We start from the raw sequence: 20,285 nt of genomic DNA, 5'->3' as shown, positions 1-20,285 counted from the left end.
TTATTTCACCCCGCAGTTTATATTCTTGTAATATTGATAGTCATCGTCTTAGGCGGGCTACTAAGCATTATAAAAATTTTATAATGAATAGACTCTATTTCACACCCTTTAACGTCCATATTCCGGCTGTCAGACTAAACGTTTGAGGTTTGTCCTTGTCCTCTTTGACCCATACTTTTTTATTGTTCAAGAGAATCAGTTTATAATCGCCTTTAGGCATAGTGACCTTAGCTTCTGTCCCATTTGGAACGGTAACCTCTAAAATGGCAACTTCGGCTTTATTAGCCCATGACACCTTAATGTTACCCGCAACGGATGGAACAGTGGTCTTGAAATTACTTATGCTGCCAGGCTGTGGCTTTACGCTAAACTGTTTGTAACCCGGTGTAATCGGGGATACACCTGATAGATATTGTGAGAGAATAGTCAGTCCTCCGCCACTCCATGCATGGTTAACAGTGCCACCCCCTACTCCATTACTATCTACATCCCATCCTTCGAACAAGGTCGTGAATCTTTTATTCATCACCATAGGTTTAAACCGCTTTTCATGTCTGAGCAAGGCCTCCTTTTCGTAACCCATAGCAAACATGGCTTCAAAAACATACTTTTCCATATATGGACTGGCATGTTCTTCCGTTTGAAATACCTTAAGCAGATACGGGTACTTTTCTGCATCCGCTACATCTGATAACACGGCAAGTGCCTGTGCACGATCATCTGTCTTTCCTTTATATTCTGGATCACGATAGGAGCTGCCGTTCCAGAACTGACTATTGAAAGAGGTCTTAAATTTCTGCATAGCTAATTTAAAACGGTCAGCATCCGCAGTTTTACCAAGCTCAATAGCGCTTAGTTGCATGCCTTTCAGCCCCATATAGTACCAAAGATTATACAAGAGTAACATATCTTTGTTATCTCCCCAATCACCCCAAGTCCAGCCACCCGGTCTGAAGATAATTGTACCCTTATCGTTAAGCTTCCATGCAGCTATATAGCGCGTTGAACCCTCATAAAGATCTATCAGTGTCTGCTTATCCCCAGAGTGCATATAGTAATTCCATAAGCCATAATATCCCACACTTGCCATTGATTGATCAGGTAGTTCTTTGTCCCAGTTTCCTGCAGGAGATGGCGAGAAGAGACTGCTGTCTTTTTTTTGCCAGGAAATCAGTTCCCTGAGCCACTTGCGCGATAAGGCTGCGCTGGAGGTAGATAATGCATAAAAAGCCTGGCCGGATTCATTAACGGCGTCGCCCGTCCATTGTGCCCTTTCGCGTTCCGGACAATCCATATAACTATCCCGCATATTGATGTAAAGCGTGCGCTGTGCTTTTTGCCAAAGTGTATTAAGAAAAGTATTTGAACTGATAAAACTACCGTTCATTTCAGCATCGTAGCCCGTTTCCCTGAATTTGAGCTGCTTAACTGTTACACCTTTAGGAATTACGTAATAAACTTTGTGTCCATTGATCCAGCCCAGACTTTCGTACTCCTGGACTCCGTCTTTGCTGACATATTCGGCCCGAAGATTGGTCTCTCCTCCTAAAAAAAGCAAATAATTGTCAGTGTACATTGTTATCTTCTGACCGGCCTTACCTTCAATTTCAAAGTAGGGAGTGATTTGGGCATTATACGGTAGTTCACAAATAATGGTGTCGCCCTTACTCAGGAAAGGCAGTTTAGGTGCCTTTGCATAACTTTTCAACCCATAATCTTTGAATAAGGGTATTGGCCTCTTGACCAGTTTATTCCACGGTGACACCCCGTAAGCACCTAACTCTGAAGCCGACGGCATGTTCTCCGCTTTAAAGTCGTAGCTGTGCCAATTACCAAGTTCTTTCGAAGCATCATATAAAATGCTGGATTCAGGAAGGCGATAGTTTGGTAGAGGATCTGCGGCAGTTTGATAGGCATTTAAACGCAGAGCTTTCCAGCTTTTGTCGCTGTTCAAAGCTACAACCTCGCTTTCAATATAAAGCCCGGCTTTACCGCTGCTCTTATGTGAAAACCCCTCCTTTCCAAAGTACCATACCAACACTGCGATGGTATTTTCTCCTTTGCGGACATATGGAGCCAGATCTATTTCATCGTAGTACGTATTCTCCGGATCGGGACCTCGTTTTAAACCCCCTTCAAAAATAACAAGTTTCTCGTTGATCCATAGCCAGTACTTGCTATCCGCTGCGATTTTGGTAGTGATGTGTGCGGGTTTATGACTAAGCGAAATAAGTTTTCTGTAGGCTATCCATGAATTAGGCTCGTCCTTATCCGTCAACGGAGCAATCCATTGAGCTATTACAGACTGCTGAGCATTGGCATTTGATACAAGCGTATGAAATAATACGCATAACGCAAAGATGCTGCTTCTCGAGGACTTAAACATTTGGTTAGTATTAACTTATCAACGTGACTAAGATAATGCTTTCAAACCATTCAACTATCCTGTACTAGCATGTGCCATGTTAGAAGTTCGGAGACCCTGAGCGTACTACCTGAGTAAAGTAACTGAGGGCTTTTTTTGTGCTTGAGTAGTTGGACCGTTTACCGTGATCTTACCATTTTTCACTTTCATTCTATCAATAAACACCACTCTTTCCGTACCTGTAGCAGTTGTTCTTCCGTGATAAACGCAATACATTTCCTTACCATCCGGAGAATAAATTATGCTGTTGTGCCCTGTACCCGAAACTGTACCTCCTTTATCCGTATTACTATGCAACACTGGATTATTATCTGCCTTCTTAAAGGGGCCTAATGGGGAAGAAGATGTCGCATAACCAACGGCATAATGCTCTCCTCCGAAATGATTAGCTGAATACATAATATAGTAGATGCCGTCTTTTTTAAACGTCACAGAACCCTCGGTCCAGCGCCGGTTAACTTCTCCGGTAGTTACCGAAAGGCTTTCCCAAGCTGCCTGCTTGTCGTTTAATTTTATCGGAGGCCGAAGTATTAACACAGGTTGACCAGTCACTCCCGAAAAGTCTGGTTTCAGCTCTACACCATACACCCAGCTTTCTTCAATCTCTTTATACTTGCCACTTTTCCGTGCCTGGTCTGCAATTTCGCTCTCCACCGGATGTTTATAGGCCGCCCGGGAATAATATAAATACGATTTTCCATTGGTATCAAAAAATACATTTGCATCAATAATCGGGTAGCCAGGATCGAAGAGCGGTTTCTGTGCAAGGTCAACAAACGGACCTGTAGGTTTGTCGGACACCGCAACTCCCACTTTAAAGTTTTCTGCTTCTTTTGCCGGGTTTACTTTCCATTGTGCACTGTAAAACAGATAGAATTTGCCTTTCACTTCATACACCTCTGGTGCCCAGTATGCGCCGCCCCACCCGGCATTTGGATCACTCCAACCGTTTTTATTGTCATGGAAATACACCTGTCCCTCCTGTTTCCAGCTGACTAGATCTTTAGACGAATAGGCCGAAAAGCCTCGGTCTGCACCGCCTCCAGTACCGTACATGTAATAGGTACCCCCGGTAAACAATACGAAGGGATCCCCGAACTGCACCTTTAAAGGATTTGTATAAAATTTATCCTGAGTGCTTACCAGCGTTTGGGCCATTGTAGCCTTTGCAAGCACTCCTGTTAAAAACATAATGATCAGAAATTCTTTTCTCATATAACATCTCATAGGATGAGGTTTGTCGTCTCAAGGTACAAAATTCTGATCTACTTAAAGGCAAACCTAATAAAATGAGAGCTCGCCTCAAAAACTGATTTAGAACCGCAACTTAATTATACATCTCTTTTGGGATGTCTCAAAAGAATAGAGTTGAGTAAAAAAGGCAGTAGGTAACTGAGGCAACATAGCAATCTGGCTAACGAACAGCTTTGGATAGTGTCAAACATGTATTGTCGCTAAATGTCATGATTTTATCAAGATGGCATATAGCAGTATAATGGCATTGTTTGTCATACATTATTAGCTTAAGCTGGCTTGATTTTAGATACCTGAAAAATCATATAAATTTTCTGAAGTATCCAACTTTATAAATCATAACCAATATATGGAAAAGGTTAAAAAATTAGCTTTGAAGATCTCGAAATGGATGGGCATCTTTATAGTGTCTATACTGTTTCTGATGTTCATCATTCCACTACTGTTTCCAGGGACAATATCTGATCAGGTAAAAAAGATCGCTAATAAGAACTTGGCTGGGGAACTTGAGTTTAGAAGGACACGTCTAACTTTCTTCCGGCATTTTCCATCTCTTACTGTATCCGTTGATGATTTATTACTTAAAGGATCTAAGCCTTTTCAAAACGATACCCTACTCTCAGCCAAAGAAGTCGCGGCAGGGATTAATTTGAAGAAACTGATTTTTGATGGCGAAGTTAAGATCGATGAAATCTATGTAACTGATGCCTACGCCAATGTCTTTATTAATAGTGAAGGCCAGGCGAATTATAACGTGTATGTTTCAAGCCCCTCTAAAACGCCGAAAGACAACTCTGGCGGTGGCACTTCAATACAAGTTGACCTCATCAAATTTAAGAATTGCCATATTAAGTATAATGACCACTCGGCTAAAATATTAGTGGAAGCAAAAGGCTTTAACTACGAGGGCAAAGGCGGACTAAGTGAGGACATTTTTGATCTCAAAACAGATCTTGACATTAACCAATTGGATTTTAGCTTGAACAGGATCTATTATGCCAGGCAAAAGTCACTGCATGCTGACCTGATCACCAGAATAAATACCAACGCCCTGACTCTAGTACTTAGAAAAAATGAGTTGAGGATCAATGATCTTCCTTTAAAATTCAATGGTTTTGTAAGCATTTTGAAGGATGGATATGACCTTGACATTAAAGCAGCTTCAGAAAACACCACTATTAGAGATATGATTTCCGTACTCCCTCCACAGTATCTAGAATGGGCGAAAGACACCAAGCTGAAGGGTAAAAGTGATCTCCGTTTCAGCGTCAAAGGACAATTTAGTGAAACTAGAAAAGTTAAGCCAAGTTTTACAGCACGTTTGCTGGTTGACGATGGTGTTATTTCAAGCGAGAAGGCGCCAGTACCTATGAATAATCTTAATGTTGACCTTAATATTGACTTCCCTTCATTGGATCCTGAACAATTAGGATTGGATCTTAAAACGTTAAGCTTCGACCTTGGAGAAAAGAACACATTCCGCGCCGTTGTGAAAACCAAAGGATTAAGCGAAATGAACGTTAATGCCGACATAAAAGGCGCTGTTAATCTGCAGACACTGAACGCGGCCCTGGGTTTAAAGGATTTAGAAATCAGAGGACTTTTGAATGCCGATGTCAAGTCGAACGGTACCTTTAGCATGGAGAAAAAACTATTTCCAAAGACTAACGGATTTATCAATCTAAAGAATGGATGGTTAAAGACAAAGTCCTATCCAAACCCAATAACGGATATCAACCTAACAGCAAACATTAAGAATACCGACGGCACCTTTAGTAGTCTTGGTGTTGAACTTGCTCCTTTTAAGTTTGACTTTGAGGGTAACCCAGTGTTTGTAAATGCCGATTTACAGAATTTCGAAGATTTGCTGTATAAAGTACGCGCAAAAGGGGTTTTGAATGTTGGTAAGATTTATAAAGTCTTTGCAAAAAAAGGAATGGATGTCAGCGGTTTAATCACGGCAGATCTTTCTCTTAACGGTCGGCAAAGTTACGCCACTAACGGTCAGTATAGCAAGCTTGATAACAAAGGTACACTGATCCTGCAAAACATTAAAGCAACTACCGATTACCTGCCCAAGTCATTCTTTTTAAAACAGGGAAACTTCCAGTTCGAAAATGAGAAGATGTGGTTTAGAAAGTTTAATGCGACCTATGGAAAGTCGGACTTTTCGCTGAATGGGCATCTACTCAATACGATCAATTACTTCCTCGAGCGCAAAGGCAACCTTCATGGAAATTTTGCTATGAATTCTAACTATATTCTGGTTGATGAATTTATGGCACTTAATAGTGGTGACAACAATGAAAAGTCAACGGACATAGAATACGCGAAAGCTGAAAACCCTAAGAGCAGCGGTGTTGTGATCGTTCCAAAAAATCTGGATGTGTCTTTAGCCGTCAATACCAAGAGGGTGCGGTTCAAAGGCTTAAACATCGATCAGTTGAAGGGAAATGCTTCTATAAAAAACGGTCAGATATATTTGAAAAACACGTTATTCGACCTTGCCGGAAGTAGAATGAATATTGATGCACGTTACCAGGATGAAACGCCCTTAACTTCGAACTTTGACGTTGCTTTCAAGGTGAGAGACTTCAATGTGCAAAGGGCCTTTAAAGAAATTGAAATGGTACGGGAACTAGCGACCTCTGCAAAGGATGTGAACGGGACGGTTGCATTGGATTATAAACTTAAAGGCGATTTTGATCAAAACATGGCGCCTATCTATCCGTCTTTGGAAGGTGGAGGTGTTGTAAACTTAAGGGATGTAGAAGTGAAGAGTCTGAAAATGCTCTCCGTAATAGGTGGTAATGTCGGGGCAGATGCCTTCAATAATCCTGAAATGAAAGGGGTTAATATAGTAACGAATATTAAAAATAATTTGATACACATTGAGGAATTTAAATTCAAGGTTTCTGTTCTTAGACCATCAATCAGCGGAACCGCGAGTTTAAATGGTTTGTTAGACATACTGGTGAAAGTGGGGCTGCCACCTGCAGGTTGGGTTAGTGTGCCTGTTGCTGTTACTGGCACGAGTGACAAGCCTAAAATTAAGTTTTTTAGCAGGACAGGTCAGGGGATTCTGACTGCTTTATATAATAGGAAAATCAATAAGGTAATAAGAGAGGAAAAACGTGCTGTAAAGAAAACAGGAGCAGAGCAGCGCAAAGAAAAAAAGGCTCAGGAGAAGGAGGCTAAAAATGCAAAAGAACAAGTAGTTAGGGACATCAAAAAATAAAGGCCGCTTATTCCAACAGATTGTATGTGAGGAGAATTAAATATCAGTGAAGGCTAACACATCATTGAAAATTATATTCTATATTACAAAAAAGATATATGATACTGACACGCCATTCTGTAGTATTAGAGGAAAAGACCAACACCTACTCTATACCTACCCCAACTGCAATAGATTATATTGATGTTTCTGTTGATGGCAAATTCTTAATTGAAGGTAACGACTTCTCCATTGAACAAGATATGGATCTAACCCTATATTTCACACCTACTATTAAAGCTAACTCTACCCTGCTTATAAATTATGAGTTGATGGATGAAAAAGAGTTTCCATCTTTTCTCTATGAGGAGGAAGAAACTTCTTACTTCCAGAAAATGAAGAACATCTTTAATAAATCTTTAGCGGGCTTAAAATCGTTTACATTTAATGGCCCAAGAGTGTAATTGGCTTTGAATGCGGGAGTTTTAAAATCTATATATTAAACTATCCTCTGGTACGTTTCCAGTCTTTTTTCATTGCGGCATATACCGATTGAGCTTCAGCTTTCTTCCACTGCGCGTAAAAAATAGATGCTGACTTAGCTTTTTCAGGCTCCCCGGTACCCCTGTCAAGCTGAGCGAAATCAGCTTGCTTATCGTATTTGCGACCACCTTTGTAGTTTGCATATCGCCTGGCACGAGTATAGCCCATCTGTAAATATTTTCTAGCCATATCCGCACCAACAAAGTCATTACTTTCAAGGTATTCCTCAAACATTTTATAAATTTGTTTGCTGCTTTCTCTTGCGATTGCTTCAGTCTTAAAACGCCAATGTTTGCCAATCTCGGCCTTATATGGCTGACAGATTAAAACGCCTTGTTCCCCTTTTCCAACCTGATACTTTTCGGGGTAACTTCGATAATCGACATCCGGCTTCCAGGAATAAGTATTTATATTGAAATCCAGATAAGATGGTCTATTAGGTTTCTCAGGCATCAATATATAAACAACCCTTTCAGAAATTGGTTATTGAGATAGCATGAATAATACTATCATGAAGGTTGGCTTCGGCGGAAGCTGTCATTGGTGTACCGAAGCGATCTTCCTTTCGATATTAGGAGTAAAATCTGTAGCACAAGGATGGGTTTCAGGCGAAGGAAATGCTGAAAGCTTTTCAGAGGCGGTGATTGTCGAATATAACTCCTTAGAAATTAGCCTTCAGGATCTGATAGCTATTCACTTACATACACATAGCTGTACCTCTTCGCATAACATGAGAAATAAATATAGGTCGGCTGTGTATTATTTTAACGCTGAACAAGAAAAGATGGCTAAGGCTGGAATCAACTTTATTCAGCTGGAATATATGAGTAGAATAATTACCGAGGTCATCGCTTATAAAGACTTTAAACTGAATACAGAACAATACCGAAATTACTATTTCAGTAATCCTGAAAAGCCCTTCTGTGAAAACATTGTAAATCCCAAACTCCGGCTGTTGTTAACTAAATTTTCCAAACACGTAAACCATTCCCGACTTAAACATTTAACTGCTAACTAACATACTTTTTTATTCCTTCTCTTCTAACAATTGAGCTTTATAGGAGTCGAGATTGGAGGCTTCCTCCGCTTCTAGTTTAGGGAATTCCAATTTAAGTCCTTTAAGATGATTGTCTATTATCTTACTTATGATTAGTCTAGCATACCACTTTTTATCTGCAGGCACTATATACCAGGGGCAATCCTCAGTTGATGTCTCAAATATAGCCTCTTCATAAGCATCCTGATACTTATCCCACGCTTTACGCTCTACCAGATCACCACCTGCAAATTTCCAGTTTTTCTCAGGATCATTAATCCTGTCCAAGAACCGCTGTTTTTGCTCATCTTTTGACAAGTGCAGGAAAATTTTTATGATAACCGTTCCATTTTCATTTAAATGCTGTTCGAATGCCTTGATACTCTGGTATCTTTTCTTCCAAAAGTCATTGTCAATTGCAGATACGTCACGATACCCGGGTAAATTCTCCCTTATAATGTATTCAGGATGGACTTTGCAAACAAGTACGTTTTCGTAATGCGATCTGTTATGAACACCGATTCTTCCTCGCTCTGGTAATGCCCGATAATGTCTCCATAAAAAATCGTGCTCATACTCTTCAGAAGTGGGTGTTTTAAAGTTGAAAACCTGGCACCCCTGCGGATTAAGTCCAGACATCACATGTTCAATTGCACTATCTTTTCCAGCAGCATCCATAGCTTGGAAAATGACTAGAACGGAATGGTTATTAGATGCGTATAATTTCTCCTGGCTCTTATTTAATTTAAGCTTAATATCCTCCATTTCCAACCTACCTGCCTCTTTATCTATAGAACCTTTATAAGAGGTGTCAAATTTCTTTAGGTTTACCTTATTTCCAGGAAGGACCTTATATTGCAGCGTTTCGACTTTCATGTAGTATTTTATGTAAACGGAACATTAAGAGAAGCGATTTGTTTGGATCTTAAGGATTGGGAAATGATAAATTATAAGCAGTACACCAACTTCACAATTTAAGTATAAAGCAGCTATAAGACTCCTTCAATCATCTTTTTGACTTCCTCAATTCGGAAAATACCGAAAACTAATTGGAACTAGGCCTTCTTCCGCTTAGATTAAAGTAACAGAGTAATTTACTAAAAGATCTTACTGTTTCGTCCTTAAAAAAGCATTTCGTTTAAATAAGTTATACTTAATTTGCAATCTGATTATAAGAGGTCTATGAGCAACGAAGTTTTATTTCTTGAAGTACAGCGATTTAAGCAATGGTGGCTTTGGCTAATCCTTTTAGGGATCAATGGGCTTTTTATTTATGGCGTTTTCAAACAAGTGATCGGCGGACAGCATTTCGGCAATAAGCCAACAAGCAACCTAGTACTTTTAACAATTACAGGGCTTATGATTATAGTAACTGTTCTGTTTGCGAATTTTCATCTTGAGACTACAATTAAAACAGACGGAATATATGTTCGTTTTTTTCCATTTCACCTCAAGTATAAATATTATAGCTGGGATACGCTTGCCAAAGCGTATGTTAGACAGTATTCTCCCATTAGTGAATATGGTGGTTGGGGCTTAAGAACTGGACTTTTTGGAAAGGGAACGGCCTATAATGTTTCGGGTAATGAGGGTCTACAGCTTGAATTTAAAAACGACAAACGATTGCTCATCGGAACAAACAAACCAGCAGAATTAATAGAAACCCTTAATCGATTGTGCAAGTCCGATAATGCTAAATGAAGTGAAGCATTGATTTGCGAGAGCGGCAAGACGATTGTGGCCAAGAGGACAAAATAATTGTCACTCTAACAATAGGAAAAGTGGCCATGTATTGCTAATTAGGCACTATTGTCTGAGCAAAAGCCAAGGGCATTGCAGAGTTACAATAATGCAACTTAGTCCATGCCGTAACAGTTTGATCAGTTTTAAATACTATCGGATCTTCGCTGCGAGAATCTCCAATAGTAAAAGCCCAGCAAGAGAAAGAACGGCATTACCATCATACTATATATTGCCAATTGCCCCATAACTTCACCAAAGGAATTGATTACTAATACAGCAGATAGGAAGGGCAATGCAAAGAAAGACAAGAAAGAATAGCCAACAGAATTCCTAACCCGTGGCAAAAGATTTAAGTATATGGTAGCAGACGTGAGGGAAAGTACCAGGATCACAAAAATCGCCAGACCATAAGCCAGTCCCTGTAAATCCGACTTCTTAGGATCAATCGGGTCTAGAAGCATATAAAGGCCGATCATGGATATTGGAATACTAAAGGCAAAAGTCTTTAATATAATAGTAGTAAGATGTTTTCTCATCATTAGTAAAGGTTAGGTTTTCTTTAATTTCCCATCAGGTAATAATTGGAAATTCGTTTTGTCTTTCAAGGCCGTATGCCCATCATTTACAGAAATTGTAGTAACCGTTATCTTGTAATCTTTATCGATGGCGAAGCTGGTTAATTCCTTCTTTTGTTCCGCGCCTGGCTCAAACCACTCCCCTTCCATATATTGGTTTGCTACCAGTTTTTTATTTACGAAAGTGAGCAGCAAAAGTCGATGACTAAAGTCGCCGCAATCCATAGGCACCAAGACGATTTTGACATCTTTATAATCTGGCAAAGGAATGTAGCGAAGCATGGGCCTGTCACATAAAAATTCTTCTGTTCCTTCCACATCACATTTAACAATCCTATAATCCGACTTAGAAGGCAGGCTTTTTCGAGTATAAGGAAGCTCAAATGTACTTTTCTCGAAACATTCATTCTGGGTCACCATTTCCCTATCATCCTTAAATTCCTCTTGAATTGCAGTACTTGGCACCGATTCTAGTACTGCTGCCAATTGCCTTTTTAATACTATATACTTTTTACCACATTCACCTAACTGAACATAAGAGTTCATTGAATTACCATAATTCTGAATGAAAATTTCGTTTGCCTTGATCAAGCCCTGAATCCCGACAGGTATTTTAAGCTCCTCCTTTGAACTGGAACTCCCATCTTCATCTATTACCAGCTCACCTTCGTATTCACTCCATTCTATACCTTCTAAAGTGATATAAAAGCCATCTTTGTTTTCATTGGCTTCCAAAGAAACCTTTCCTTCTAATACCCGGCTATCAGATTTGAAACGATAATTATATCGTTGACCAACTTTAAAGATGGTGATAGTTATACTGCATTTTGCAAGCTCATCCGGTTCATTAACTGCCACATAAACTCCATCTATTCTATTTGAGGGCAGGCTTTAGTCGCAGTCTTTTTGTCATCCTGTTCAATTGTTGCGTCATCATTTTTCACATGGCATGAAAAAAATAGTATGACGAGAAAGAAGATTAAATGCTTTTGCATGTGTACAATTCGAAATGAGGTTTAATTCTGGTAATATGATGCAAAGGGTGTTTACTGCTTTGAGCTACTTTCTTTACCAGAATTCCATCTTTTTTAAAGATATAGTTTGTTTAACGGCATTTACAAAAATTTTAATAAAGCCGCTCCAACATACCGCTTCTTACATCTATACCCCGGCCGCTGCTACCCATTCAGACAGGTAAGCAAGTGCTTCAGAATTGTGATGATATAATAATATCAGTTGTATGTTGAGGTTCGATTCAACATGTGGTCGGGTCACGGTTTGGGTGTGGCCGCTATGACGTCAGAATGAGAACGCGGTGAGGCCACCTTTTTCCTAGTAAAAGGTGGCCTCACCGTGGCCTCACTGTGGCCTCACCGCGGCCTCACCCAAAGCAAGACCCGAACACAATATGGAGCAGTCTAAAGCAAAGACCAAACATATACAGCTTTTTGCGTTCACTTGCAAGAAAACATGATAAGCAATTGCCTTAAAATCATTCTTGTGGTTCAAATGAGATAATACTTTATCTTTGCAATCGAAATGACTAAACTTTTTGTTGTGGGTTTCCCACTCGACATTGATGATACGGAGCTCGTTGAGCTATTTTCTGTCCAGGGCGCAGTTCAAAGCGCACATCTGGTAACAGATAAATATACGAATAAACATAAGGGCTTCGGTTTTATTGAAATGGAGGATCAGGCAGGTGCTGATCAGGCGATTGCTAACCTCAATGGAATTGTTATTAGAGGACGAAAAATAACAGTTAAGCTAGCGGACGAAGACAGGGTTCAAAAACCACGGCCATTTAAGCCGAATCGTTTTGAAGGAGACACGAAAGATACCGCTCCAGATGATGCAGAATTTAGCACCAAGCGGCCAAGAAGAATCAACTTGCAAGATAAAAAACGGTAGTCTTAATGAGATTAAAACTCCTAATCTGCTTTTTAATCATTGTCTTCGGCTTCTCTAAAGTTTACTCACAGGTATTGAGGAAACGAACCGTTACTTTGATGGGCAGCAGATTTGATATCACCATTGTTGATAAAGACGCAGCTTCAGCAGAAGCGAATATCGACACGGTGATCAAAGAGGTAACCAGAATTGAGGATTTAATCTCCGACTGGAGACCCTATACGCAGGTTTCAATGATAAACCAAAATGCAGGTATCAAGCCAGTCAAGGTCGATAAGGAAGTATTTGAATTAACAAAAAGAGCGCTCGATCTGTCTAAGCTTACGGCCGGGGCTTTCGACATCAGCTTCGCTGCAATGGATAAAATCTGGAAGTTTGATGGCTCGATGACTTCTATGCCTTCCGCCGAGGCGGTAAAACAGTCGGTAGCGAGAGTCGGATATAAGAACATCATCCTTGATGAGAATAATAGCACGATATTTCTTAAGGATATAGGGATGAAAATAGGCTTTGGAGCATTAGGCGAAGGGTATGCAGCTGATCGGTGTCGCGAGATAATGATAGCAAAAGGAGTCACAGCAGGAATAGTAAATGGTTCTGGCGATATGAGCACCTGGGGAAATCAACCGGATGGCAGCCCATGGACAATAGGACTTACAAATCCCGTTCAACCGGAGGATCTACTCGTTGCAATCCCTTTAAAAGATCAGGCCATTGTCACCTCTGGAAACTATGAGAAATTCGTCATTTTTAAGGGTAAGCGTTACTCACACATCATTAATCCAACTACTGGGTATCCTGCTACGGGTCTGCGGAGTGTAACCATATTGGGCCCTAGTGCTGAGCAGGCCAATGGGTTAAGCACTTCAATAATGGTGCTCGGCAAGACTGCTGGACTAAAATTACTTAAAGATTATCCTGGGTTGAGCTATGTGCTGATTTCAGATAGTGGAAAAATCTACGCCACTCCTGCATTAAAATTGCCTAAACGATTGCCCAAAGCTGACAAGAGCTAGTAGCAGTCCATCAGAATCTGGTTATGAGCTTGATAAAAGCTCACGCTTTTTTGATGGTGTTCCTGACAGATCGTTTCAAAGAGTTCGATCAAGTCCTTCTGCATTGCCAACGACCCACACAGCATGATCACCCCACCTGTTTTAAGTGTCGTAGCCACAAATTCTTTATCCCTTGCAAGTAAATCTTTCACATACTGCTTTTCCCCTTCTCTGGAGTAGGCTAGGTTTAAGCTAGCCAGCTGGCCCTTTTCAAGGCTGCTTTTAATTAGGCCTTCGTAAAGGCTAAAAGAGCGTGTACAACGGAAGCCTGCATACAATTGACATTGCACCTTGTTTCTGTTATTCGCGATCATACCTAAGAATGGAGCTATTCCAGTTCCATTTGAAATCATGATTACATTCGAAGCTCGCTTTGGAAAGTAGAACTGAGGATTTGATTGGACGGTCCCTTTAATAGACTGCCCAACTTCCAGCCTATGTAAGAACTCCGAACCCAACCCGCCTGAATGCAGTCTAACGCTCAAATTTAAATCGCTTTCAATTCTGCCTATTGAATACAAGCGTTCTCTATGATCATTCGCTGGGTAAATGGCTAGCAAATCACCTGATGAAAAAGGTAACTTGTTTTGTGGTTTTAGGCGGATTAGGAAAGCTCCCTCGACATGCGCTATTTCAGTCCTGGAAACTACCTTGAAATCTTTCAGCTTCTTCGGTTTATGATCCAGCAGTTTTACAGGTACTGTGATTGACAATTCCGACTTCTGCGACCATAACGTCACCCATTGGTTGAAATCAGTAGGTGATTTGTCATTAACCGTATGAATCTCCACAAAAGGTACCGACCAGTTTTGGTGGGAAATGGCATTATTAATCTCAAATGCATATTGGCAGAAATCAGGATAGGACGTTGACCCGAAGCCAAGAACGGAGAACTTGATGCCATTACGTTGAGGTATCGTCTCTAACAGTTTAAGAAATTTGCTTGCGTTTGTTGGGGGATCACCAAGGCCATAAGTTGCAGCAAATACTATGATATGCTCTGCTGCGGGGTAAGTTCGGTAGTTGTTAAGTTTTGAATTAAAACACTTTAAACCCTCCTTTATTAGTTGTTTGTACAAGGAAGTAGCGAAACGATTGGTGCTGCCATTTTCTGAACCAACCAGGATAATGTGAGTAGCTTCCTCAGCTTTAAACTTATTCTTTATACGTCCGGAAATGCGTTTAAGCGTGATTGCAAAGCCTGAGTAAATGAAAAACACGATGTTAGCAGAAGCCAGGGCTAAAACGATTGCCCAGATGCCACTTGCCCTTCCCGTGTGAAGATCCGGATTTAGATTGGTCAATAACGCGGTAGCAGGATAGAGACGTTCAGTCAGAATATCACCCGTGATCTGATTTAATGTTACTTCCCGGTCTTTAAGTTTGAAAGTATAATAATCCTCTACATCTTCTGAGAAAGGAAATTCAACGGATTGGACCTCAGATAAGCGTGTTGCTTTGAAGAATTTGATGTTAGACAGCTTTAATTTAGGTGTCGTTTTTATGGAGTCAAAATCTATATCATGAGTAATTTTGGGCTCTGGAATGACATTGAAACGCAGTAATGAGAGATAGGTACCAGATATGGTAATAATCAAAATTGGAATTAGCAGCAAACGTCCAAGGGTAACATGATAATACTGTGCAAAATTTTCACGGACTATTTTAGTGAAGAAACGCTTAATGCCCCGCTGGCGCTGTAAGATTAGTACTGTACCTGAGCTCGCGATCAGCAGTAGTAAAAAAGAGGTAAGACCAACAAAGAACCTTCCTAATTCATGTAAAAACAAAGAGCGGTGAAGCGCGGTTACCCACTGGAAAAATTCACTTTGCTTACCAGGTATCCCTAATGTCTTTCCCGTTTGTGGATCAACATAAACGGTAATGCTTTTACCATCATTGTTAACACCGTTAACGACAACAAATTGATTAGCATCGACAGAAAGATCGGTTACTTCAAGAAATTGCGCTTTAATGGCAGGCAATGATTCAGCAAGTGTTATCTCGTTGAACCGATCTACTTTGTAAGGCAAGGTTTTTAACAATACAGGCTCGAAGGAAAGAATTATTCCAGTTACGGCAGCGAGTGCTATTAAAAGGAAAGAAGATACAGCCAACGCAAGGTGGCTATATCTCCATATCGAAATTGTCATGCTTGTTGTTGTGGTTAGTTCGCGCTGAAGCGGACGTAACGTATGTAATTTGTTCCTTCAGTTTTCCCAGACACCGCCGCTTTAGTAAAAGGGATTTCAACGTCTTTTACATAGTATTCTTTGTCCTCTACGGCCGTTTCAAAGCGTATTTTATAACCTGCATCCAGCTTTGCATCGTCTAGCTCCAGAACAGTCACACTACGATCGCCACCAGAAACTGAGGCACCTGTTATGGCACTTATGTTAGTTGTCTTTTTAGCATAAGCTTTATACCATTCTTTTACATCTTTATACCACTTTTTATCAGAACCCATTACGCGTAATGTTTTCTCATAGGCCCCTTTAGGATTGATTAGTGATACCACGATATAAGCACCTTCGCCAACATAGTTGGTCATTTGAATCATGCATTTATATTTCGTCGGAGCTGGCTTAGCAGCATACATGGTTGCAGGAATGAACCCAATCAATGAGACGGCTAGAATTATTTTATTTAAGATCTTCATTTTATTTTAAGAAATCAATTGAAACACTGTTTTTAGATAAGAATTCGTTCTCTCCTGCAAGATCAAAAGCAGTTTCTTTAAACTCAGTAACGACTTCTTTCTTTGCACCTATCGAAACCAAGTACTTAAGAATCCGGTCGTCTTTAGCTGTCATGGCTGCTTTATGCAACACCGTCATCCCCTCTTTATTTTTGGCATTGACATCCAATTTCAGACTTTCAAGACTTTTAATCAGCGTTAAATCATTCTTAACCAGCGCAATATGATACAATGTATTACCATTTTGTTGAGCTGATACCAAATCAAGTCCTTTCTCTTGTAACAACTTCATTTTTCCTGTAAAAACCTCTGATTTCTGTGGAGTATAAGCGTTAATCAGGTAAGCAGCTAGTTTATCTCCGGCCGCATCCACGACTTTAAGGTCAGCTCCTTTTGTAAGTAGCAAACTAACAACCTCTGGACTATTACCACGAACAGCCATAGCTAGTGCAGAAGCGCCTTTCTTATTGGTTTGATTAATGTTTTTGGCTGAGCTGCTTAAAAACGTGATCAACTCAACGTCGGAGTTTGCAGCTGCCGCATTCATAAAGGGCGTATTTCCCTCGGCATCTGCCTGGTTGATGTCTGCACCCTTAGCCATAAAATATTTGATGATCTCTTCTTGTTTAGGTCTTCTAACAATAGCATGAAGCGCGTTTTGTCCATCTTTATTGATTACGTTAGGCTTAATTTTCAAGCTTTCCATATATTGGTAAACTTCCAAAGTATTGCTACCGCTACGGGATCCAGCACTTGCAAGGATCATTGCATTATCAGTAAATTTTACCCCTTTCTCAAGTAATGACTTCAGAAGTGGAATGTTTCCTGATTTTGTTGCATAGTTAAAAGCCGTATTTCCTTCAGCGTCTGTGCTATTGATATCGAGTCCTTTGGAAACGAAGTAATTGGTTAAAGCGAAATCTTTGTCATTAGCAGCGGCCAGTAACAGCGCGTTTGCGCCTTCATGAGTCAAATCCTTCTTAAGATCAGCTCCGTTCTTCAAACACAGGTCGTAGACTTTGGTGTTCTGTTGTCCACCAACTGCTGCAAAATTGGCAACCGAGTACCCATGGTTATCAACCATATTAACTTTTGCGCCTTTGCTGATCAGGAATTCCATCAATTCAACATTTCCTCTGCTTGCTGCCCAGAATATGTACGTTCTACCGTCATGAGTCAACTTATTCACATCATTACCCTTTTGTGCCAACAAAAACTTGACGTTTTCAAACGGCGTGTTTGCATTAATCGCCGTGACAACAGCGTCAAAGCTGCTTGCATTGAGTTGTGACGGACTGCTACCCTTTAGAATCTCACCTTTGATAGCAACCGTATCAGGGTTGGACTTCCAAAAACTTTGATCTAGAAAAACATTGGTTTGTGCCTGTGATGACAGGGAGATCATTGCAAAAAAGACAATAGCGAGTTTTTTCATTTTATTGTTAACTAGTGGTTGATGGCATTTGAGTTGGCGAGTAGTCGCTTCTCGATGTCTTAGACAAACTTAGTAAGAATCAGTCTAAATAAAAAGTTTAAATTGACTTCTCATCCACATTACTAATTCCGAGCACCTATATCTTTGCATAAAAAACATAAAAATGAATTCATCAACCTTATTTAGGCCATTCCACCTAAAAACAATCAACATAAAAAATAGAATCGTGATGGCTCCAATGACGCGGTCATTCTCACCTAATGGAACGCCTACTGCAGCTGTAGCTGAATATTACGAAAGAAGAGCTGCTTCAGAAGTCGGCCTTATACTCTCTGAAGGTACTGTAATTAATCGTCCGTCATCATCTAACGATCCAAACGTCCCACATTTCTACGGTGAAAACGCATTGATGGGTTGGAAACATGTTATAGACAAGGTACACCTTTCCGGGGGACAAATGGGTCCGCAGATCTGGCATCAGGGCATAATGGATAACCATCCTTCCGGATGGCTTCCCTCCGCTCCTTTTGAAGGACCATCCAGTTTGAACAAGCCTGGTTTTGAGAACGGTGTGGCGATGACAGACGCCGCTATTGCTGATACCATTTACGCCTTTGGCCAGGCAGCAGCAGATGCGAAAACCCTTGGATTTGATACCGTTGAAATTCACGGCGCTCATCAATATCTGATTGATCAGTTCTTCTGGGACGGCACGAATAACCGTACTGATATATATGGTGGTAAGACTCTAGCTGAACGCACACGGTTCGCGGTAGAAGTGATAAAAGAAATTCGTAAACGAGTTGGTGAGGATTTCGCATTGATCATACGTCTTTCTCAATTCAAGCCCGCTGCATATGATTATAAACTTGCAAAGAGCAGCGCTGAAATGGAGGCATGGCTCTCACCAATGGCAGATGCCGGGATAGACGTTTTCCATTGTTCTCAGCGTAGGTTCTGGGAACCTGAATTTGAAGGATCAGATTTAAACTTTGCAGGTTGGGCAAAGAAGTTGACTGGAAAGGCAACCATTACAGTTGGTTCAGTTGGCCTGGATGGTGATTTCTTTGGTGCTTTTGCTGGACAAAGTTCCGCCCCTACTTCCTTAGACGAGTTGGAAAGAAGAATGGATAGAGGTGATTTTGACTTGGTAGCCGTGGGGCGAGCAATATTGGCAGATCCAAACTGGGTAAATAAAATAAAAAGTGGTAGAACTGAAGCCCTACAAGGGTTTACGAAAGATTCGCTTTCGACTTTGGTTTAGTCTCCTTAACAATCAATACTAAAGGGCGCATATGTTATGCGCCCTCAGTTAACAACACTACTTGCCCGGTTTTTACAGATTCATCACAGGCCAGCGCTATCTTCAGGCTGTTAATAGCATCCGAAGTTGGGTCTGCTAAATCGATATCTTCCCGAATTGACTTCAAGAAATAACGCTGTTCTCTATTACACAATTCCTGATGATCAGGCTCGTCAGTCAGATCGATCCATTCATCAGGTTTACTAAATACTCCCTTCTCAGTTAGATCAGCATAATGGATCTTTAAGGATTCTGTTTTACTGTGCGCTTCGATAGAATCCGATTGCCCCGCTTTACTTGCGTCCTTAGCAATGATCGAGACCGCACCCTTAGGCCCGAAAACGTCCTTTATGAAAAATGCTGTTTCACTAACCATCGGTCCCCATCCTGCTTCATACCAGCCGACAGAACCATCTTCAAATCGGATTTGTAATTGTCCATAGTTGTAATTCCAGTCGGGAATCTCTTCTGTTAGTCTCGCACCAATGGCGTACACCTGAACCGGCTTAGAGCGTGTCATTTGACACATCACGTCTATGTAATGAACGGCACAGTCGACGATGGGACTTAAGCTATTCATCAGGTTCTTATGGACAGTCCATTTTGTTCCGCTACTTTGCTGGTTAAGGTTCATTCGCATCACCAGTGGTTTCCCCATTCCTTGCGAGATCTCAATAAATTTCTCCCAAGAAGGGTGATACCTTAATATATAACCAATCAATAGCTTTTTGCCAGCCTTATCGGCAGCATCGGCAACTCTTCTTGCACCCTCAACGGTGTCAGCTAGAGGCTTTTCTATAAACACATGACATCCGGATTCAAACGCTTTAACAGCGTATTCTTCATGGGTATCCGGATAAGTAGAGATGCAAACGGCATCCGGCTTTGTCGAGGTGATAGCCTCATAAAAATCCGTATACAAAGCGTAAGCACCACCTAGCTTATTATTTAGCAACTCGGCGCTTTTCCCCCTGGACACCAATCCACAGATCTCAAATCCGTCCAGGGTATGATACGCGGTTGCATGTGATGCACCCATATTGCCACAGCCTACGACCAGTACCCGTAGGTTTTTCTTAGTTTCAGACAT

17 protein-coding genes are annotated in these 20,285 nt (G+C 40.8%); 7 read left to right on the top strand and 10 right to left on the bottom strand.

Annotation, left to right across the window (positions count from 1 at the left end; translation table 11 throughout):
- Positions 1–94: 94 nt before the first annotated feature.
- Positions 95–2,386 (bottom strand): alpha-L-rhamnosidase-related protein, encoded by a 2,292-nt coding sequence (locus tag WKF66_RS13340; protein WP_489674961.1) that lies wholly within the window; start codon positions 2,384–2,386, stop codon positions 95–97.
- Between the two features lie 105 nt (positions 2,387–2,491).
- Complete coding sequence (locus tag WKF66_RS13335; protein WP_489674960.1) at positions 2,492–3,640, bottom strand: glycoside hydrolase family 43 protein; 1,149 nt, start codon at positions 3,638–3,640, stop codon at positions 2,492–2,494.
- A gap of 388 nt (positions 3,641–4,028) precedes the next feature.
- Here WKF66_RS13335 and WKF66_RS13330 point away from each other — a divergent pair, with 388 nt between their 5' ends.
- Positions 4,029–6,917, top strand: a complete 2,889-nt coding sequence (locus WKF66_RS13330; RefSeq protein ID WP_489674959.1) for an AsmA family protein — start codon at positions 4,029–4,031, stop codon at positions 6,915–6,917.
- 98 nt (positions 6,918–7,015) lie between these two features.
- Entirely contained in the window at positions 7,016–7,360 is a 345-nt protein-coding gene (locus tag WKF66_RS13325) for a hypothetical protein (RefSeq protein WP_489674958.1), read from the top strand.
- A 40-nt stretch (positions 7,361–7,400) separates the two neighbouring features.
- On the opposite strand, the gene WKF66_RS13320 is transcribed toward WKF66_RS13325, so the two are convergent.
- Positions 7,401–7,892, bottom strand: a complete 492-nt coding sequence (locus WKF66_RS13320; RefSeq protein WP_489674957.1) for a DUF4385 domain-containing protein — start codon at positions 7,890–7,892, stop codon at positions 7,401–7,403.
- A 43-nt stretch (positions 7,893–7,935) separates the two neighbouring features.
- On the opposite strand from WKF66_RS13320, the gene WKF66_RS13315 reads away from it, so the two are divergent.
- Positions 7,936–8,457 (top strand): peptide-methionine (S)-S-oxide reductase, encoded by a 522-nt coding sequence (locus WKF66_RS13315; protein ID WP_489674956.1) that lies wholly within the window; start codon positions 7,936–7,938, stop codon positions 8,455–8,457.
- 9 nt (positions 8,458–8,466) lie between these two features.
- Here the strand turns inward: WKF66_RS13315 and WKF66_RS13310 are convergent, their stop codons facing one another.
- Positions 8,467–9,351 carry a polyphosphate kinase 2 family protein gene (locus WKF66_RS13310; protein ID WP_489674955.1) on the bottom strand — a complete coding sequence of 295 codons (885 nt, stop codon included), beginning with the start codon at positions 9,349–9,351 and terminating at the stop codon, positions 8,467–8,469.
- A gap of 306 nt (positions 9,352–9,657) precedes the next feature.
- Between WKF66_RS13310 and WKF66_RS13305 the strand changes: the two genes are divergently transcribed.
- Entirely contained in the window at positions 9,658–10,176 is a 519-nt protein-coding gene (locus tag WKF66_RS13305) for a hypothetical protein (protein ID WP_489674954.1), read from the top strand.
- 185 nt (positions 10,177–10,361) lie between these two features.
- Here WKF66_RS13305 and WKF66_RS13300 read toward each other — a convergent pair whose 3' ends face one another.
- Complete coding sequence (locus tag WKF66_RS13300; RefSeq protein ID WP_489674953.1) at positions 10,362–10,757, bottom strand: hypothetical protein; 396 nt, start codon at positions 10,755–10,757, stop codon at positions 10,362–10,364.
- A 9-nt stretch (positions 10,758–10,766) separates the two neighbouring features.
- A complete protein-coding gene (locus WKF66_RS13295) occupies positions 10,767–11,651 on the bottom strand; it encodes a hypothetical protein (RefSeq protein ID WP_489674952.1) in 885 nt (294 codons plus the stop codon).
- A gap of 681 nt (positions 11,652–12,332) precedes the next feature.
- Between WKF66_RS13295 and WKF66_RS13290 the strand changes: the two genes are divergently transcribed.
- Both WKF66_RS13290 and WKF66_RS13285 read left to right on the top strand, forming a co-directional pair.
- Positions 12,333–12,704 (top strand): RNA recognition motif domain-containing protein, encoded by a 372-nt coding sequence (locus WKF66_RS13290; RefSeq protein WP_489674951.1) that lies wholly within the window; start codon positions 12,333–12,335, stop codon positions 12,702–12,704.
- 5 nt (positions 12,705–12,709) lie between these two features.
- On the top strand, positions 12,710–13,720 hold the full coding sequence (locus WKF66_RS13285) for an FAD:protein FMN transferase (protein ID WP_489674950.1): 1,011 nt from the start codon (positions 12,710–12,712) through the stop codon (positions 13,718–13,720).
- On the opposite strand, the gene WKF66_RS13280 is transcribed toward WKF66_RS13285, so the two are convergent.
- Genes WKF66_RS13280 through WKF66_RS13270 form a run of 3 tightly spaced genes read right to left on the bottom strand, consistent with a single transcriptional unit; the run spans position 13,717 to position 17,892 of the window.
- Entirely contained in the window at positions 13,717–15,912 is a 2,196-nt protein-coding gene (locus tag WKF66_RS13280) for a PepSY domain-containing protein (protein ID WP_489674949.1), read from the bottom strand. The two genes, WKF66_RS13285 and WKF66_RS13280, sit on opposite strands and share 4 nt — an antisense overlap.
- A 14-nt stretch (positions 15,913–15,926) precedes the next feature.
- Complete coding sequence (locus tag WKF66_RS13275; protein ID WP_489674948.1) at positions 15,927–16,418, bottom strand: DUF2271 domain-containing protein; 492 nt, start codon at positions 16,416–16,418, stop codon at positions 15,927–15,929.
- 1 nt (position 16,419) lies between these two features.
- Positions 16,420–17,892 (bottom strand): ankyrin repeat domain-containing protein, encoded by a 1,473-nt coding sequence (locus WKF66_RS13270; RefSeq protein ID WP_489674947.1) that lies wholly within the window; start codon positions 17,890–17,892, stop codon positions 16,420–16,422.
- Between the two features lie 163 nt (positions 17,893–18,055).
- Between WKF66_RS13270 and WKF66_RS13265 the strand changes: the two genes are divergently transcribed.
- Complete coding sequence (locus WKF66_RS13265; RefSeq protein WP_489674946.1) at positions 18,056–19,156, top strand: NADH:flavin oxidoreductase; 1,101 nt, start codon at positions 18,056–18,058, stop codon at positions 19,154–19,156.
- Between the two features lie 34 nt (positions 19,157–19,190).
- On the opposite strand, the gene WKF66_RS13260 is transcribed toward WKF66_RS13265, so the two are convergent.
- Complete coding sequence (locus WKF66_RS13260; RefSeq protein ID WP_489674945.1) at positions 19,191–20,285, bottom strand: Gfo/Idh/MocA family protein; 1,095 nt, start codon at positions 20,283–20,285, stop codon at positions 19,191–19,193.

This window comes from Pedobacter sp. (assembly GCF_037719805.1).
Classification (GTDB): Bacteria; Bacteroidota; Bacteroidia; order Sphingobacteriales; family Sphingobacteriaceae; genus Pedobacter.
This window is presented reverse-complemented; position numbering and strand designations above follow the sequence as displayed.

What these genes read in the sequence shown, in the direction of transcription:
- WKF66_RS13340 (WP_489674961.1), bottom strand. Translation starts at nt 2,386, where the DNA reads ATGTTTAAGTCCTCGAGAAGCAGCATCTTTGCGTTATGCGTATTATTT.
- WKF66_RS13335 (WP_489674960.1), bottom strand. Translation starts at nt 3,640, where the DNA reads ATGAGAAAAGAATTTCTGATCATTATGTTTTTAACAGGAGTGCTTGCA.
- WKF66_RS13330 (WP_489674959.1), top strand. Translation starts at nt 4,029, where the DNA reads ATGGAAAAGGTTAAAAAATTAGCTTTGAAGATCTCGAAATGGATGGGC.
- WKF66_RS13325 (WP_489674958.1), top strand. Translation starts at nt 7,016, where the DNA reads ATGATACTGACACGCCATTCTGTAGTATTAGAGGAAAAGACCAACACC.
- WKF66_RS13320 (WP_489674957.1), bottom strand. Translation starts at nt 7,892, where the DNA reads ATGCCTGAGAAACCTAATAGACCATCTTATCTGGATTTCAATATAAAT.
- WKF66_RS13315 (WP_489674956.1), top strand. Translation starts at nt 7,936, where the DNA reads ATGAATAATACTATCATGAAGGTTGGCTTCGGCGGAAGCTGTCATTGG.
- WKF66_RS13310 (WP_489674955.1), bottom strand. Translation starts at nt 9,351, where the DNA reads ATGAAAGTCGAAACGCTGCAATATAAGGTCCTTCCTGGAAATAAGGTA.
- WKF66_RS13305 (WP_489674954.1), top strand. Translation starts at nt 9,658, where the DNA reads ATGAGCAACGAAGTTTTATTTCTTGAAGTACAGCGATTTAAGCAATGG.
- WKF66_RS13300 (WP_489674953.1), bottom strand. Translation starts at nt 10,757, where the DNA reads ATGATGAGAAAACATCTTACTACTATTATATTAAAGACTTTTGCCTTT.
- WKF66_RS13290 (WP_489674951.1), top strand. Translation starts at nt 12,333, where the DNA reads ATGACTAAACTTTTTGTTGTGGGTTTCCCACTCGACATTGATGATACG.
- WKF66_RS13285 (WP_489674950.1), top strand. Translation starts at nt 12,710, where the DNA reads ATGAGATTAAAACTCCTAATCTGCTTTTTAATCATTGTCTTCGGCTTC.
- WKF66_RS13280 (WP_489674949.1), bottom strand. Translation starts at nt 15,912, where the DNA reads ATGACAATTTCGATATGGAGATATAGCCACCTTGCGTTGGCTGTATCT.
- WKF66_RS13275 (WP_489674948.1), bottom strand. Translation starts at nt 16,418, where the DNA reads ATGAAGATCTTAAATAAAATAATTCTAGCCGTCTCATTGATTGGGTTC.
- WKF66_RS13270 (WP_489674947.1), bottom strand. Translation starts at nt 17,892, where the DNA reads ATGAAAAAACTCGCTATTGTCTTTTTTGCAATGATCTCCCTGTCATCA.
- WKF66_RS13265 (WP_489674946.1), top strand. Translation starts at nt 18,056, where the DNA reads ATGAATTCATCAACCTTATTTAGGCCATTCCACCTAAAAACAATCAAC.
- WKF66_RS13260 (WP_489674945.1), bottom strand. Translation starts at nt 20,285, where the DNA reads ATGTCTGAAACTAAGAAAAACCTACGGGTACTGGTCGTAGGCTGTGGC.